The sequence below is a fragment of the Sphingomonas sp. UBA978 genome (assembly GCF_002292295.1).
GTDB lineage: Bacteria > Pseudomonadota > Alphaproteobacteria > Sphingomonadales > Sphingomonadaceae > Sphingomonas.
The window spans coordinates 25,910-39,675 of record NZ_DBBS01000015.1 but is presented as its reverse complement, the minus strand read 5'-3'; the positions used below and the strand labels follow the sequence as shown (position 1 = coordinate 39,675).

General features: G+C 68.3%; 13 protein-coding genes and 1 tRNA gene. 10 read left to right on the top strand and 4 right to left on the bottom strand.

Features of this window, described 5'->3' with window-relative positions:
- The first annotated feature begins 2 nt into the window (after positions 1-2).
- The gene (locus B2515_RS07740) at positions 3-896 is read left to right on the top strand and encodes a tyrosine recombinase (protein WP_293875479.1); all 894 of its coding nucleotides are present in this window, start codon (positions 3-5) and stop codon (positions 894-896) included.
- Positions 897-928: 32 nt separating this feature from the next.
- Entirely contained in the window at positions 929-1,876 is a 948-nt protein-coding gene (locus B2515_RS07735) for an acetyl-CoA carboxylase carboxyltransferase subunit alpha (protein ID WP_293875477.1), read from the top strand.
- A gap of 67 nt (positions 1,877-1,943) precedes the next feature.
- On the opposite strand, the gene B2515_RS07730 is transcribed toward B2515_RS07735, so the two are convergent.
- On the bottom strand, positions 1,944-2,111 hold the full coding sequence (locus B2515_RS07730) for a Flp family type IVb pilin (RefSeq protein WP_293875475.1): 168 nt from the start codon (positions 2,109-2,111) through the stop codon (positions 1,944-1,946).
- 128 nt (positions 2,112-2,239) lie between these two features.
- Complete coding sequence (locus B2515_RS07725) at positions 2,240-2,440, bottom strand: Flp family type IVb pilin (protein WP_293875473.1); 201 nt, start codon at positions 2,438-2,440, stop codon at positions 2,240-2,242.
- Positions 2,441-2,472: 32 nt separating this feature from the next.
- On the opposite strand from B2515_RS07725, the gene B2515_RS07720 reads away from it, so the two are divergent.
- Both B2515_RS07720 and B2515_RS07715 read left to right on the top strand, forming a co-directional pair.
- A complete protein-coding gene (locus B2515_RS07720; RefSeq protein ID WP_293875471.1) occupies positions 2,473-2,910 on the top strand; it encodes a (deoxy)nucleoside triphosphate pyrophosphohydrolase in 438 nt (145 codons plus the stop codon).
- A 78-nt stretch (positions 2,911-2,988) separates the two neighbouring features.
- A tRNA-Cys gene (locus tag B2515_RS07715) sits at positions 2,989-3,062 on the top strand.
- 18 nt (positions 3,063-3,080) lie between these two features.
- Here B2515_RS07715 and B2515_RS07710 read toward each other — a convergent pair.
- On the bottom strand, positions 3,081-3,431 hold the full coding sequence (locus B2515_RS07710; RefSeq protein ID WP_293875469.1) for a hypothetical protein: 351 nt from the start codon (positions 3,429-3,431) through the stop codon (positions 3,081-3,083).
- A gap of 138 nt (positions 3,432-3,569) precedes the next feature.
- On the opposite strand from B2515_RS07710, the gene B2515_RS07705 reads away from it, so the two are divergent.
- From B2515_RS07705 to B2515_RS07680, 6 genes are all read left to right on the top strand, one after another.
- Positions 3,570-4,250, top strand: a complete 681-nt coding sequence (locus B2515_RS07705) for a protein-L-isoaspartate O-methyltransferase family protein (RefSeq protein ID WP_293875467.1) — start codon at positions 3,570-3,572, stop codon at positions 4,248-4,250.
- Between the two features lie 18 nt (positions 4,251-4,268).
- Positions 4,269-5,774, top strand: coding sequence for a TolC family outer membrane protein (locus B2515_RS07700; RefSeq protein ID WP_293875830.1), 1,506 nt, complete (start codon positions 4,269-4,271; stop codon positions 5,772-5,774).
- Between the two features lie 43 nt (positions 5,775-5,817).
- Positions 5,818-6,378, top strand: a complete 561-nt coding sequence (locus tag B2515_RS07695) for a DUF2497 domain-containing protein (protein ID WP_293875465.1) — start codon at positions 5,818-5,820, stop codon at positions 6,376-6,378.
- 101 nt (positions 6,379-6,479) lie between these two features.
- Positions 6,480-8,519 carry an alpha/beta hydrolase family protein gene (locus B2515_RS07690; RefSeq protein ID WP_293875463.1) on the top strand — a complete coding sequence of 680 codons (2,040 nt, stop codon included), beginning with the start codon at positions 6,480-6,482 and terminating at the stop codon, positions 8,517-8,519.
- Between the two features lie 49 nt (positions 8,520-8,568).
- On the top strand, positions 8,569-11,247 hold the full coding sequence (locus B2515_RS07685) for a valine--tRNA ligase (RefSeq protein ID WP_293875461.1): 2,679 nt from the start codon (positions 8,569-8,571) through the stop codon (positions 11,245-11,247).
- A 72-nt stretch (positions 11,248-11,319) separates the two neighbouring features.
- Positions 11,320-12,762: an MATE family efflux transporter gene (locus B2515_RS07680; protein WP_293875459.1), complete on the top strand. Its 1,443-nt coding sequence runs from the start codon at positions 11,320-11,322 to the stop codon at positions 12,760-12,762.
- 43 nt (positions 12,763-12,805) lie between these two features.
- Here the strand turns inward: B2515_RS07680 and B2515_RS07675 are convergent, their stop codons facing one another.
- The gene (locus B2515_RS07675) at positions 12,806-13,684 is read right to left on the bottom strand and encodes a diacylglycerol/lipid kinase family protein (protein WP_293875457.1); all 879 of its coding nucleotides are present in this window, start codon (positions 13,682-13,684) and stop codon (positions 12,806-12,808) included.
- Positions 13,685-13,766 lie beyond the last annotated feature (82 nt).

Genomic DNA, 13,766 nt, shown 5'->3' with positions numbered 1-13,766 from the left:
CGATGGCCGCGGACCGCACGGCGATCGAGCGGTTCCTCGAGATGATGGCGGCGGAATCGGGTGCGGCGGCGAACACGATCGCGGCCTATCGCAGCGACCTGACGCTGGCGTCGGTGGCGCTGGACGGCGGGCTGGTCGCGGCGGATGCGGCGCGATTGCAGGCGCTCGCCGAGGACTGGCGCGCGCTGGCGCGCACCACGGTGGCGCGCAAGTCCGCGGCGTTGCGGCGGTTCTATGCCTTCCTGATGGACGAGGGGCATCGCGCGGACGATCCGGGCAAGGCGCTGCCGCGGCCCGGCACCGCGCGCGCGCTGCCCAAGGTGCTGAGCCATGCCGACGTCGACCGGCTGTTCGCGGCGATCGCGGAGCGGTCCGCGGGGGCGCAGCCGTTGCCGGGCGACCTGCGGCTCGCGGCGCTGGTCGAGCTGCTCTACGGATCGGGGTTGCGCGCGACCGAGCTGGTCAGCCTGCCGCGCAACGCCATCCATCCCGACCGGCCGTATCTGATCCTGAAGGGCAAGGGCGGGCGCGAGCGGCTGGTGCCGATCTCCGATCGCGCGCGCGCCGCGGTCGCGGCATGGCGGGCGCATGTCGCCGCCGACCGCGCCTGGCTGTTCCCGTCGGGCAAGGGCCACCTGTCGCGCATCCGCCTGTATCAGCTGATGAAGGCGCTGGCGGCGGACGCGGGCATCCCGCCCGACCGGGTCAGCCCCCACGTCCTCCGCCACGCCTTCGCGACGCACCTCCTCGCCGGCGGCGCCGACCTGCGCGCATTGCAAAACATGCTCGGCCACGCCGACATCGCCACCACCGAAATCTATACGCATGTCGACGCCAGCCGGCTGGTCGAGCTGGTCAACACCCGCCATCCGCTCGCCGACACGCCCTTGCGTTGACGCGACGCCGCGGCGCCCGTAACCGGCGCATCATGGCGAGCTTTCTCGAATTTGAAAAACCGATTGCCGAGCTGCAGGGGCGGATCGACGAACTCCGGGCGACCGCGGCGGACGGCACGATCGATATCGGCGCGGACCTCGCGCGGCTGCAGGCGAAATCGGACAAGCTGCTGCGCGATACCTTCGCCAAGCTGACCCCGTGGCAGAAGACGCAGGTCGCACGGCATCCCGAACGGCCGCACTTCAAGGATTATGTCGCCGGGCTGTTCGACGAGTTCGTGCCGCTGGCGGGCGACCGCGCCTTTGCCGACGATCAGGCGATCATGGGCGGCTTCGCGACGTTCCGTGGGCGCAAGGTCATGGTGCTCGGCCATGAAAAGGGCTCCGACACCGCGACCCGGCTGCGCCACAATTTCGGCATGGGCAAGCCCGAGGGCTATCGCAAGGCGATCCGGCTGGTCGAACTCGCCGACCGGTTCGGTCTGCCGGTGGTGACGCTGGTCGACACGATGGGCGCCTTTCCCGGCATCGAGGCCGAGGAACGCGGTCAGGCGGAAGCGATCGCGCGCTCGACCGAGGCATGCCTCGCGGCGGGCGTACCGGTGATCGCCGCGATCGTCGGCGAAGGCGGATCGGGCGGCGCGGTCGCGCTGGCGGCGGGCAATCGGGTGCTGATGTTCGAACACGCCATCTATTCGGTCATCAGCCCGGAAGGCTGTGCCTCGATCCTGTGGCGCACCGCCGACAAGGCCGCCGATGCGGCGGAGGCGATGCGGGTGACCGCGCAGGACCTCAGGACCTTCGGCGTGATTGATACGATCGTGTCCGAACCCCTGGGCGGCGCGCACCGCGATCCGGCGGAGGCGATCCGCCTGCTCGGCGATGCGCTGGCGACCGCCCTCGATTCGCTCGACCATCGCGACGCCGGCACGCTGCGGCAGGAACGGCGCGAGAAGTTCCTGGCGATGGGCCGCCTGTAACGGCCACGAAAAAGGGCGACGGAACCGAAGTTCCGCCGCCCGTTTCTCGTATCGATCGTGTCGGCGATCAGGTTGCCGACATGTTCGACGACACGTTGGTGAAGGTGGTCTTGAGCTTGTTGCCCAGGCCCTGCATCGCAGCAATGGCGGCGACGGCGATCAGCGCGGCGATCAGACCGTACTCGATGGCGGTCGCGCCCTTGCTGTTCTTGATGAACTTGCGAATCGTCTGCATTCCGGTCTCCATGTTCGAAACTTCAGTCACCCGGCTGAACCGGTGAACCGGAGCAGCGACGGCAGATGTACGAGGCCAAGGTTTCCAAAGATTTAAGCCGGGTAAGGTTTTTTGCCGGTCGCCCGCGGTCAGCCGGCGGCCTCGACCTTGCTGCTGACGTTGTTCCACACGTTGCTGTTGGCGCTGGCGACCTGTTTCAGCGCGACGACCATGACGATGACGATCAACGCGACGATCAGTCCATATTCGACCGCAGTGGCACCGCGCGAATCGCGCAATGCGGGGCGCAACCGGCCGGACAGGCGACGGAGGATCGAACGCGGGATCATGATCGTGCTGAATAACCGGGAAGGCTTAAGGAATGGCTGACGACACAACAGCTTGGTCGACGGTGGATGGGGTGCGATTGCTGCCGGTGGTGGCTGCGGCGCTGGTCGACCGACAGGGCCGGGTGCTGCTGCAACGCCGCCCGCCGGGCAAGCAGATGGCGGACCTGTGGGAATTCCCCGGCGGCAAGATCGAACCGGGCGAGGCGCCCGAGGCGGCGCTCGTGCGCGAACTGGCCGAGGAACTCGCGATCGGCGTCGATCCCGCGACGGTGACGCCGCTGACCTTCGCCAGTGCGGCATTGGGCGACCGGCATCTGCTCCTGTTGCTGTATCTGGTCCGCGACTGGCAGGGCGAGCCGCAGCCGCTGGAGGCGAGCGCGCTCGCCTGGGTGCATCCGTCGGCGATGCACGAGCTCGCCATGCCGCCCGCCGACGTGCCGCTGGTCGCCATGCTGGAGCGGCTGTTGTGAAATTCCGGGTCCGGATCGCGACAATCGGCGGTTGACGGGTCGCGCAAAACCGATCATCTGCGCGCCTCCCGACGTCGAGGCCCGATGGCGGAGTGGTGACGCAGAGGACTGCAAATCCTTGCACCCGGGTTCGATTCCCGGTCGGGCCTCCATTTTCCTCCGCGATATGCCTAGGCGTCGTTCTCCGGGCGGATCGTCACGCGATTGCGGTCACGATGGAGCAGCATCGGGCGCATCCGGATGCCGAGGCAGATCACCGTCGGCCAGAACAACGTGTTGAGGATATCCATCGTGGTATCCTCCCACCGCCATGAGCCGAACTGCAGCCGGTCCATCACCTCGTTGAACGCTTCGGCCAGGACGACGATCGACCAGGGGACGAAGCTGCCCAGCGAGCGCCGGGTGAGGATGCGGGCGATCATCAGCACCGCCATGCCGGCGTGGATGTGCAGGATGGTATCGGGCAGGCCGGTGCCGTCGCCGATCCAGTCGATGAATTGGTGATAGGTCGCAGGAATCATGCGCGCCCTTTAGGCGGTGGCGGCGGCGCTGGCCATCCGGACCGTTCCTGCGCTTGGCGCGGGACGATGCGCGCGATACAAGCCGCTTTGTCACGAAGTGTATTGCGCAGCTAATACGGTTGTGCGAGAGGGGTCATCATGAACATCAGCCTCGATAACAGCAATCTGGACCGCGCGGCGTCGGAGACGATGCGCCACGCGATGGTGTCGAGCCAGTTGCGCACCAATGCGGTCAGCGACCAGCGCATCCTGGTCGCGATGAACACGCTGCCGCGCGAGGATTACGTGCCCGCCGACGTCCGCAGCATCGCCTATCGCGATACGGCGCTGCCGGTCGCGGGCGGTCGGGCGATTAACCTGCCGATGGTTACCGGCCGGCTGCTGACCGAAGCCTATCTGGAACGTGGCGACCGCGTGCTGCTGATCGGCGCCGCGGGTGGCTATACCGCCGCGATCCTTGCCGAGATCGTCGCCGAGGTGGTCGCGGTCGAGGAGGATGCTTCGCTCGCGGCGCTGGCGCGCGAGGCGCTGGCCGGCACCGCGAACGTCCGCGTTGTCGAGGCGCCGCTCGCCGCGGGGGCCGCGGATCATGGTCCCTATGACGTGCTGGTGATCGACGGTGCGATCGAGCATGTCCCGGACGCGCTGGTCGGTCAGGTGAAGACCGGCGGCCGCGTCGTCACCGGGCTGGTCGAGAATGGCGTCACCCGCCTCGCCACCGGTCGCAAGACCGATGGCGGTTTCGGCCTGTCGGCGTTCCTAGACAGCGACTGCATCGTGTTGCCGGGCTTTGCGGTGCCGCAGGGTTTCAGGTTCTAGTTCATGCGTAACGGGGGGATGATGCGGGGATTGTTGCTGGGCGGTGCGGCGCTGCTGGGGCTTGCCGCGCCCGCGGAAGCGGAGACGCTGCGCGAGGCGCTCGCCAAGGCCTATGCATCCAACCCGACGATCACCGGGCAGCGCGCGGCCCAGCGCGCCACCGATGAGACGGTGCCGATCGCGCGTGCCAACGGCCTGCCGGGGGTCAACGCGACCGGATCGGTGACGGACAATTTCCTGCAGGCGAACAACAACTTCCTCAACCCCGAGCGCAATGCGGCCGGCGGGCTCAACCTGTCGGTGCCGATCTTTCAGGGCGGCGCGGTGAAGAATGCGGTGCGTGCGGCGGAAACGCGCGTCGATGCCGGTCGCGCGACGCTGCGCGGCACCGAGGCGACGACCTTCACCAACGTCGTCGCGGCCTATATGAACGTGATCCGCGACGAGGCGATCACCTCGCTCAACCAGCAGAACGTTCGTGTGCTCGAAGTGAACCTGCGCGCCAGCCGCGACCGGTTTCAGGTCGGCGACCTGACCCGGACGGACGTCGCGCAGTCGGAGGCGCGACTGGCGCTGGCGCGCGCGCAATTGCAGCAGGCCGAGGCGCAGCTGATCTCCAGCCGCGAGAATTACATCCAGATCGTCGGGACGCCTCCGGTCGCGCTCGAAGAGCCGCCGGTCCTGCCCAACCTGCCCAATTCGCCCGCCACCGCGGTCAGCGTCGCGCTCGACAACAATCCCAATCTGATCGCCGCGCGCCGGCAGGCCGATGCCAGCCGCTACGATATCAACGTCGCGCGGGCGAATCGCCTGCCGCGCGTGTCGGTCGTCACCGGCGCCAATTACTTCAACTATCTGGGGTCGCTGCCGGTCGCCAGCATCGCGCCCAATGCGGGGACCTCGGCGCAGGCCGGCGTGCAGCTGACGCTGCCGCTGTTCCAGGGCGGGCGGCCGGCGGCGCAGGTGCGGCAGGCGCAGGCGCAGCGCAGCGAGGCACTGGAGAATGCGACCGCGACCGAACGTGCCGTGATATCGCAGGCACGATCGGCCTATGCGATTTGGCAATCCTCGCAACAGGTGATCGCCTCGTCGGAGACGGCGGTGAACGCCAACAAGCTGAGCCTGGAGGGCGTGCGCGCCGAGAACAGCGTCGGCACGCGGACGATCCTCGACATCCTCAACGCCGAACAGGAATTGCTCAACAGCCAGGTGACGCTGGTGACGGCGCGGCGCGATGCCTATGTCGCCGGTTTCGCATTGCTCGCGGCGATGGGCAATGCCGAGGCGCGCGATCTGGGGCTGGACGGCGGCGCGCTCTACGATCCGGTGGCCAATTACCAGCGCGTGCGCCACCGTATCAACGATTTCGACAGCGATCCGGAACCGGTGCCGGTGGCGGTCACGACCGCGCAGACGCCGGCGCAAACCGCTGCGGTGTCGCGCCCGCTTGACCCGATGCTCGATACGCCGGTTGACAGGAGCCCCGGGTTAACCACAGGTGCGTCTTCGCCGAACCGACAGTGATCTGCCGGGACCGGTTACGGAAAAGGGCAGGGACGTCAGGGCAATGGGGGATATGAGCGCCGAGCCGTCGATGGAGGAGATCCTCTCGTCGATCAAACGCATCATCGCCGAGGAGGGGGAGGGCACGCAGGCGCGCAGCCGCCGTCCGCGCGCCGTGCCGCAGCCGATCGAGCCCGAGCCCGAAGAGGTGCTGGAGCTGAGCGACCCGATTCCCGAACACCGTTTCGAACCCGAGCCGGAGCCCGTCGCGCCGCGTGTGCAGGCGCCCGCGCCGCAGCCCGCCGTCCATAAACCGGCAGCGCCGCAGCCGATCGCAGCGCCGGCCGAAGCCGCGCCGCAACCGACGCGCGCGGCACCCGTTCAACCCGCGATGACCGAAGAACCGATCCTGTCCCAGCGTACCGCGGCCGCCAGCCTCGGTTCGCTGGAAACCCTGAGCAAACTGCTCGTCAAGCCGGAGCCGGAGAGCGACGGTACGCTCGAGGGGCTGGTGCGCGAGATGCTGCGCCCGATGCTGCGCGACTGGCTCGACACGCACCTGCCCGACATGGTGGAGACGCTGGTCGCGCGCGAGATCGCGAAGATTACCTCGCAGATGCGCTGAGCGGCCGATAGTCGCGCACCCTCGCCTGGCCCACGCCGGGCGGGCGGTGCGCGGCGCCACGGCGTTGCCCCATGCCGGCCGACGTGCTTAACCTGTCGCGCATGAAGACCTTTCTCGTCGCGAGCCTGCTCGCCACCGCCGCGCTGTCCACCGCGCCCGCCGCCGCCCGCCAGCTGACCATCGACGACGTTTCCATGCTCAGCCGCGTCGGCGCGCCGGGCGTGTCCGCGGACGGCCGGTGGCTGGTCTGGGCGCAGCGCGAAACCGACCTCGCCGCCAACCGCGGTCGCTACGACCTGTGGCGGCTCGACCTGTCGCGCAAGGGCGCCCGCCCCGAACCGTTGGTGGCCGAGGCCGAGGTCAATGAGAACGATCCGCAGATCGTCGGCGCGACCGTCTATTTCAGCTCCGACAAGGGTGGCGACGATGCGATCTGGTCGGTCCCCGTCACCGGCGGCGCGCCGCGCAAGCTGACCGGCTTTCAGGGCGGCTTCGGCGGGTTCAAGGTTGCGCCCACCGGTGACCGCATCCTCGTCTGGGCGGATCGCAAGCCCAATGCACCGAGTCTCGCGCCGGCGCTGGAGAAGAAGGACCCCAATGCCGGCGAGGGCCGCGTCTACGACCGGATGTTCGTGCGCCACTGGGATCGCTGGGTCGACGGCACGCATGCGCAGCTGTTCGTCCTGCCGCTGACCGCGGCGGGGGCGCCGGGCGACGGCGTTGCGATCGGCCACGGCCTCGACGGCGACGCGCCCTCGCGGCCGTTCGGCGGCGGCGAGGAGGTGTCGTGGAGCGCCGACGGCAAGACCGTCTATTTCGCGCTCCGAATCGCCGGGACGACCGAACCGCTGTCGACCAATCTCGACATCTGGTTCGCCCCCGCCGACGGATCGGCCGCGCCGGTCAACCTCACCGCCGCCAACCCGGCGACCGACAATCTGCCGACCGTGTCGCCGGACGGGCGCAGCCTCGCCTGGTTCGCGATGAAGCGGCCGGGGTTCGAGGCCGATCGGCAGGTGCTGATGCTGCGCGATCTCGCCACCGGGCAGGTGCGGGCGCTGACCGAGGGATGGGACCGGTCGGTCGGATCGATCGCCTGGTCGCCCGATTCGCGGCGGATCTACGTCACCGCGCAGGACACGCAGGAGAACCCGCTGTTCGCGGTCGATCCGGCGAGCGGCAAGGTGACGCGGCTGACGCAGGCGGGCCACGTCTCCGCGGTCGCGCCGACGCCGAAGGGCGTGGTGATCGCGATGAACAGCCTGACCGCGCCCGACGATTTCTATGCCGTCTCCGCCCGGGGCAAGGCCGCCCGGCTGACGCAGGTCAACGCCGCGAAGCTCGCTGGGATCGACATGCCGACCGTTTCGCGGTTCAGCTTCGCCGGTGCCAACAACGATACCGTCCGGGGCTATGCGGTGAAGCCCTATGGCAGCACCGGCAAGGTGCCGGTCGCCTTCATGGTCCATGGCGGGCCGCAGGGATCGAGCGACAACAGCTGGTCGTACCGCTGGAACCCGGCGGTGTTCGCGGGCGCCGGATACGGTCTAGTCGCGGTCGATTTCCACGGCAGCACCGGCTACGGACAGGCGTACACCGACGCGATCAGCAACAATTGGGGCGGCTGGCCGCTCGACGATCTGAAGGCCGGGCTGAAGGCGGCGACCGACCGGTTCGGCTGGCTCGACGGCAACCGTGCATGCGCGCTCGGCGCATCCTATGGCGGCTATATGATGAACTGGATCGCGGGGCAGTGGCCCGACCGGTTCGACTGTATCGTCCAGCATGACGGCGTCTTCGATGCGCGCGCCATGGCGTACGAAACCGAGGAATTGTGGTTCGACGAATGGGAGCATGGCGGCAAGGCCTATTTCCAGGACCCCGCGGCCTATGAAAAGTGGAACCCGGTTCTTTACGTCCAGAACTGGAAGACGCCGATGCTGGTCATCACCGGCGAAAAGGACTTCCGCATCCCCTATACGCAGGGGCTTGCCGCCTTCACCGCGTTGCAGCGGCGCGGCATCCCGTCGCGCCTGCTGGTCAACCCGAACGAGAACCATTGGGTGCTCAAGCCCAAGAATTCGCGGCAATGGTATCGCGAGGTGATCGGCTGGATGGACCGGTGGACCGCGGCGCAGTGACGATGCGCAGGGGGTGACGAACCGCACGCACCCCCGCTAAGGGGCGGGGATGACCGAGCTCGCTAAGACCTTCGACCCCGCCGCCATCGAACAGCGCTGGTACGACCATTGGGAAACCGAGGGGCTGTTCCGCCCGGACCGACCGGGCGCGGAGCCGTGGACGATCGTCAACCCGCCGCCCAACGTCACCGGCTCGCTCCACATCGGCCATGCGCTCGACAATACGCTGCAGGATATCCTGACGCGGCACGCGCGGCTGAAGGGCAAGGACGCGCTCTGGGTGGTCGGCACCGACCATGCCGGCATCGCGACGCAGATGGTGGTCGAGCGGCAGATGGCGCTCCGCCAGCAGAAGCGCACCGACTTCACCCGCGAGGAATTCGTCGCCAAGGTCTGGGACTGGAAGGCGGAAAGCGGCGGCGAGATCACGCGCCAGCTCCGCCGGCTTGGCTGTTCGATGGACTGGGCGAACGAGCGGTTCACGATGGACGAGGGCTTTTCGAAAGCGGTCCTCAAGGTGTTCGTCGAGCTGCACCGCCAGGGGCTGCTCTATCGCGACAAGCGTCTGGTGAACTGGGACCCGGGCCTCGGCACCGCGATCAGCGACCTCGAGGTCGAGACGCGCGAGATCAAGGGCCAGTTCTGGCATCTGCGCTATCCGCTCGACGACGGATCGGGCTTCATCGAGGTCGCGACGACGCGGCCCGAGACGATGCTCGCCGACATGGCGGTCGCGGTGAACCCGGAGGATGCGCGCTACACCGCGCTGATCGGGCGACACGTGCGGCTGCCGATCACCGGCCGGTTGATCCCGATCGTCGCCGACGAGCATGCCGATCCCGAACTGGGGTCGGGCGCGGTGAAGATCACGCCGGGGCATGACTTCAACGATTTCGAGGTCGGCCGCCGCGCCGGGATCGAGGCGCGCGACATGCTCAACATGCTCGATGCGAGGGCGCAGGTCGTCCAGACCCGCGACGGCCTGATCCCCGACGATCTGCTCGGCCTGACGACCGCGGAGGCGCGCAAGGCGGTGGTCGCGCGGCTCAAGGCGGACGGCGTCCTGATCCCGCACGTCGACAAGGACGGCGCGGAACATGACGCCGAGCCGCGGACGATCCAGACGCCTTATGGCGACCGGTCGGGCGTGGTGATCGAACCGTGGCTGACCGATCAGTGGTATGTCGATGCGGCGACGCTGGCGAAGCCCGCGATCGAGGCGGTGCGTTCAGGCGCGATCCAGATCGTGCCCAAGACGTGGGAGAAGACCTTCTTCAACTGGATGGAGAACATCCAGCCGTGGTGCGTCAGCCGGCAATTGTGGTGGGGCCACCAGATCCCGGCATGGTTCGCTGACGACGGCCGCATCTTCGTCGCGGAAACCGAGGCGGAGGCGCAGGCCGAAGCCGGCCCGGGCGTCGCGCTGGTCCGCGATCCCGACGTACTCGACACGTGGTTCTCTTCGGCGCTCTGGCCGTTCGCGACGCTAGGCTGGCCGGAGAACGGCGATGCGGCGCTCGGCGGACGCTACCCGAACGACGTCCTGATTTCAGGCTTCGACATCCTGTTCTTCTGGGATGCGCGGATGATGATGCAGGGCATCCACTTCATGAAGGACGTGCCGTTCCGCACGCTCTATCTGCACGGGCTGGTGCGCGCGGCGGATGGCGCCAAGATGTCCAAATCGAAGGGCAATACCGTCGACCCGCTCGGGCTGATCGACACATACGGCGCCGATGCGCTGCGCTTCTTCATGGCGGCGATGGAAAGCCAGGGCCGCGACATCAAGATGGATGAGAAGCGGGTCGAGGGTTATCGCAACTTCGCGACCAAGCTGTGGAACGCGAGCCGCTTCTGCCAGGCGAACGGCATCGGCGGGTCGACGACGCTGGAGGCGCCGGCGGCGTCGCTGGCGGTCAACACATGGATCATCGCCGAGACGGTCCGGACCGTGCAGGCGGTCGACCTTGCGCTCGCCGACTACCGGTTCGACGGCGCGGCGAATGCGATCTACCAGTTCGTCTGGAGCCGCTTCTGCGACTGGTATCTCGAGCTCATCAAGCCGGTGTCGGTCGGCGAGGAGCGCGGGGTGATCGATCCCGAGAGCAAGGCGGTCGCCGGCTGGGTGCTCGACCAGATCCTCGTGCTGCTCCACCCGTTCATGCCGTTCATCACCGAGGAACTGTGGCATGCGATGGCGCCGCGGAGCCACGACCTGATCGTCGCGCAATGGCCGATGGCGGATGCGCGCAGCCTCGATCCGGCGGCGGAGCAGGAGATCGACTGGCTGATCCGGCTGGTCGGCGAGATCCGCGCGGCACGCACCGAGCTGAACGTCCCGCCGGGCGCGCGCCTGCCGCTGCATGTGCGCGACGCGGGCACGCAGACGGCGGAACGTCTGGCGCGCCAGTCGACGGTGCTGGCGCGGCTCGCCCGGGTCGAGCGCGCCGACGGCGACGCCACTGGCGGCGCGGCGCAGGTCGTGGTGGACGAGGCGACCTTCGTGCTGCCGCTGGAGGGCGTCATCGACCTCGATGCGGAGCGCACGCGCCTGACCAAGGCGATCGCCGCGGCGGAGAAGGAGCGTGACGGCCTCGCCGGCCGCCTCGGCAATCCGAGCTTCGTCGAGCGCGCCAAGCCGGAAGCGGTCGAGAAGGCGCGGGCCGACCATGCCGACAAGGCGGCGGAGGCCGAACGGCTGTCGGCGGCGCTGGCGCGACTGGGGTAGCCGGCGCGCTCGGCCGCGGATCGCGCGGGCCGAGATTTCCGACCCTTGCGCTCTGACCGATAGGATGCCGACGTGCCGAAACCGCAGCGCGACCTGACCTCCGGTGCGATCGGCGGCACCTTGCTGGCCTTTGCGCTGCCGACGCTGGGGTCGAACATCCTCCAGTCGCTCAACGGCTCGATCAACGCGATCTGGGTCGGGCGCTTCCTCGGCGAGGGCGCGCTGGCGGCGACGTCGAACGCCAACATCATCATGTTCCTGATGTTCGGCGCGGTGTTCGGCTTCGGCATGGCCGCGACCATCCTCGTCGGGCAGAGCTTCGGCCGCCGCGATGTCGAGGGCGGGCGCCGCGCGTTCGGCGCCGCGATCGGGCTGGTGCTGGCGGGATCGGTCGGGATCGCGATCCTCGGCTGGCTGTTCTCGGCGCAGATCCTGCGCCTGCTCGCCACGCCCGGCGATGCGATGGCGCTGGCGGAGGCGTATCTTCAGGTCATCTTCCTCGGCCTGCCCGCCTCGATGCTGCTCGTGCTCGTCATGATGGGATTGCGTGGCACCGGCGATTCGCTGACGCCCTTGTGGTTCATGGCGCTGAGCGTGCTGCTCGACAGCGGTCTCAACCCGTTGCTGATCGCCGGGATCGGGCCGTTCCCGCGGCTCGGCATTGCCGGCTCGGCCTGGGCGACGCTGATCGCCAACCACCTCGCGCTCGCCGGCCTCGTCGCCTATGTCTATGCGAGGGACCTGCCGATCCGCCTGCGTGGCCACGAGTTCGGCTGGATCCGGCCGGGACGCGAACTCGCGGGCACGATCGTCCGCAAGGGCCTGCCGATGGGTGCGCAGATGCTGGTGATGTCGTCGGCGGGGCTGACGATGGTCGGGCTGGTCAACCGGCAGGGCGTCGACACCGCGGCGGCCTATGCGGTGTCGCAGCAATTGTGGACCTATATCCAGATGCCGGCGCTGGCGATCGGCGCCGCGGTCAGCGCGATGGCGGCGCAGAATATCGGCGCGAACCGCTGGGATCGCGTCGCCAGCATCACCCTCTTCGGCGTGCTCTACAATATCGCGCTGACCGGCGTGATGGTCGCGATGGTCATCCTGTTCGACCGGCAGGTGATGACGCTGTTCGTCCCCGATACCAGCCCGGCGCTGCCGATCGCGCGCCATATCCAGCTGATCGCGAGCTGGAACTTCGTCGTCTTCGGCGTGACGATGGTGCTCTTCTCCACCGTGCGGGCGAACGGCGCGGTGCTGGCGCCGCTGCTGTTCCTGTTCATCTCGATGTATCCTGTCCGCATCGGTTTCGCGCTCGGCGCGCGCGGCTGGCTGGGGGTGGATTCGCTCTGGTGGAGCTTTCCGGTCGGATCGGTGGTCAACCTCGCGATGGCCGGGCTCTACTATCGCTACGGCAACTGGCGGCGCGGCAACCTGGTCGTCGCGCCCGATGCCGAGGAGGCGCACGAGCACAGTCATACGGTGGCGGAGCCGGGCGGGCGGTTGCAGCCGAGCGGCTGAGCGCGGTTGTCCTCGACCTCCTGCCGGGAGAGGATGCGTCCCGTCAGGCCGGGACCATCACCTCGATCACCCCGGCGGCAACCTTCGCGGTGACCGGTGTGTGCGCCAGCACCTCACCGTCGATCGAGATCGGCATCGACGGCCGCGTATCGATCTTGAGCGACTTGCCTGCGAAGGTGACCGTGTCCTGATGCCGCGAATCGTGGCCGAAGAAGCTCGCCGCCCAATTCTTCGCCAGCGTTCGCTTGTAGCGGCCGGTCACCGCCTGCACGACGATCTCGCCCGAATTGATGCTCGCCTCGTCCACCAGCCAGGTGCCGCCGTGATAGGGGCCGTTGCTGATTCGCACCTCGACCACCCGCATCGTCTTCACCGCGTTGCCGTCGTCGACGGTGAGGATGAACGGCTTGAACCGCGCGAACTGCCACGTCGCCCAACCGAGATAGCCGATCCGCCCCAGCACCTTCTTGAGGCCGTGCGGCACCGTCTCGGCGATCTGCGGGCTGATTCCCATCGCGGCGCAATTGGCGAAATAATCGCCATCGATCATGCCGAGGTCGATGCGCTTGGGCCGGCCGGTGCGGATCGCCTCGACCGCGCCCTCGACGTCGAGCGGTAGCCCGAGCGTCCGCGCGAAGCTGTTGGCGGTGCCGAGCGGCAGGACGCCCAGGACGACGCCCTTGCCGACGAGCAGGTCGACGAGGCCGCTGACCGTGCCGTCGCCGCCGCCCAGGATCACCAGTTGCGGCTTTTTCGCCAGCGCGGCGTTGACCGTCCGTTCCAGATCCTCGGGATCCTCGACCGCATGCGCGTCCACCGGGAAGGGCAGGCCCTTCATTGCCGCGCAGGCGCGCTTGAACAGCTTCTGTCCCCGGCGCGACTTGGCGTTGACGATCAGAGCGGCAGACGTGAATTGGGTCATGGGGTTCCGATCGGTTACGCCTGCGCAACGCTTGGCAAGTGCGCTGCGATCCCTCAAAGCCGCCGCACATCTTTAAGTGGAT

Bases quoted from the DNA above. Each gene is read 5' to 3' on its own strand.
- B2515_RS07740 (WP_293875479.1), top strand. From the start codon at position 3: ATGGCCGCGGACCGCACGGCGATCGAGCGGTTCCTCGAGATGATGGCG.
- B2515_RS07735 (WP_293875477.1), top strand. From the start codon at position 929: ATGGCGAGCTTTCTCGAATTTGAAAAACCGATTGCCGAGCTGCAGGGG.
- B2515_RS07730 (WP_293875475.1), bottom strand. From the start codon at position 2,111: ATGCAGACGATTCGCAAGTTCATCAAGAACAGCAAGGGCGCGACCGCC.
- B2515_RS07725 (WP_293875473.1), bottom strand. From the start codon at position 2,440: ATGATCCCGCGTTCGATCCTCCGTCGCCTGTCCGGCCGGTTGCGCCCC.
- B2515_RS07720 (WP_293875471.1), top strand. From the start codon at position 2,473: ATGGCTGACGACACAACAGCTTGGTCGACGGTGGATGGGGTGCGATTG.
- B2515_RS07710 (WP_293875469.1), bottom strand. From the start codon at position 3,431: ATGATTCCTGCGACCTATCACCAATTCATCGACTGGATCGGCGACGGC.
- B2515_RS07705 (WP_293875467.1), top strand. From the start codon at position 3,570: ATGAACATCAGCCTCGATAACAGCAATCTGGACCGCGCGGCGTCGGAG.
- B2515_RS07700 (WP_293875830.1), top strand. From the start codon at position 4,269: ATGATGCGGGGATTGTTGCTGGGCGGTGCGGCGCTGCTGGGGCTTGCC.
- B2515_RS07695 (WP_293875465.1), top strand. From the start codon at position 5,818: ATGGGGGATATGAGCGCCGAGCCGTCGATGGAGGAGATCCTCTCGTCG.
- B2515_RS07690 (WP_293875463.1), top strand. From the start codon at position 6,480: ATGAAGACCTTTCTCGTCGCGAGCCTGCTCGCCACCGCCGCGCTGTCC.
- B2515_RS07685 (WP_293875461.1), top strand. From the start codon at position 8,569: ATGACCGAGCTCGCTAAGACCTTCGACCCCGCCGCCATCGAACAGCGC.
- B2515_RS07675 (WP_293875457.1), bottom strand. From the start codon at position 13,684: ATGACCCAATTCACGTCTGCCGCTCTGATCGTCAACGCCAAGTCGCGC.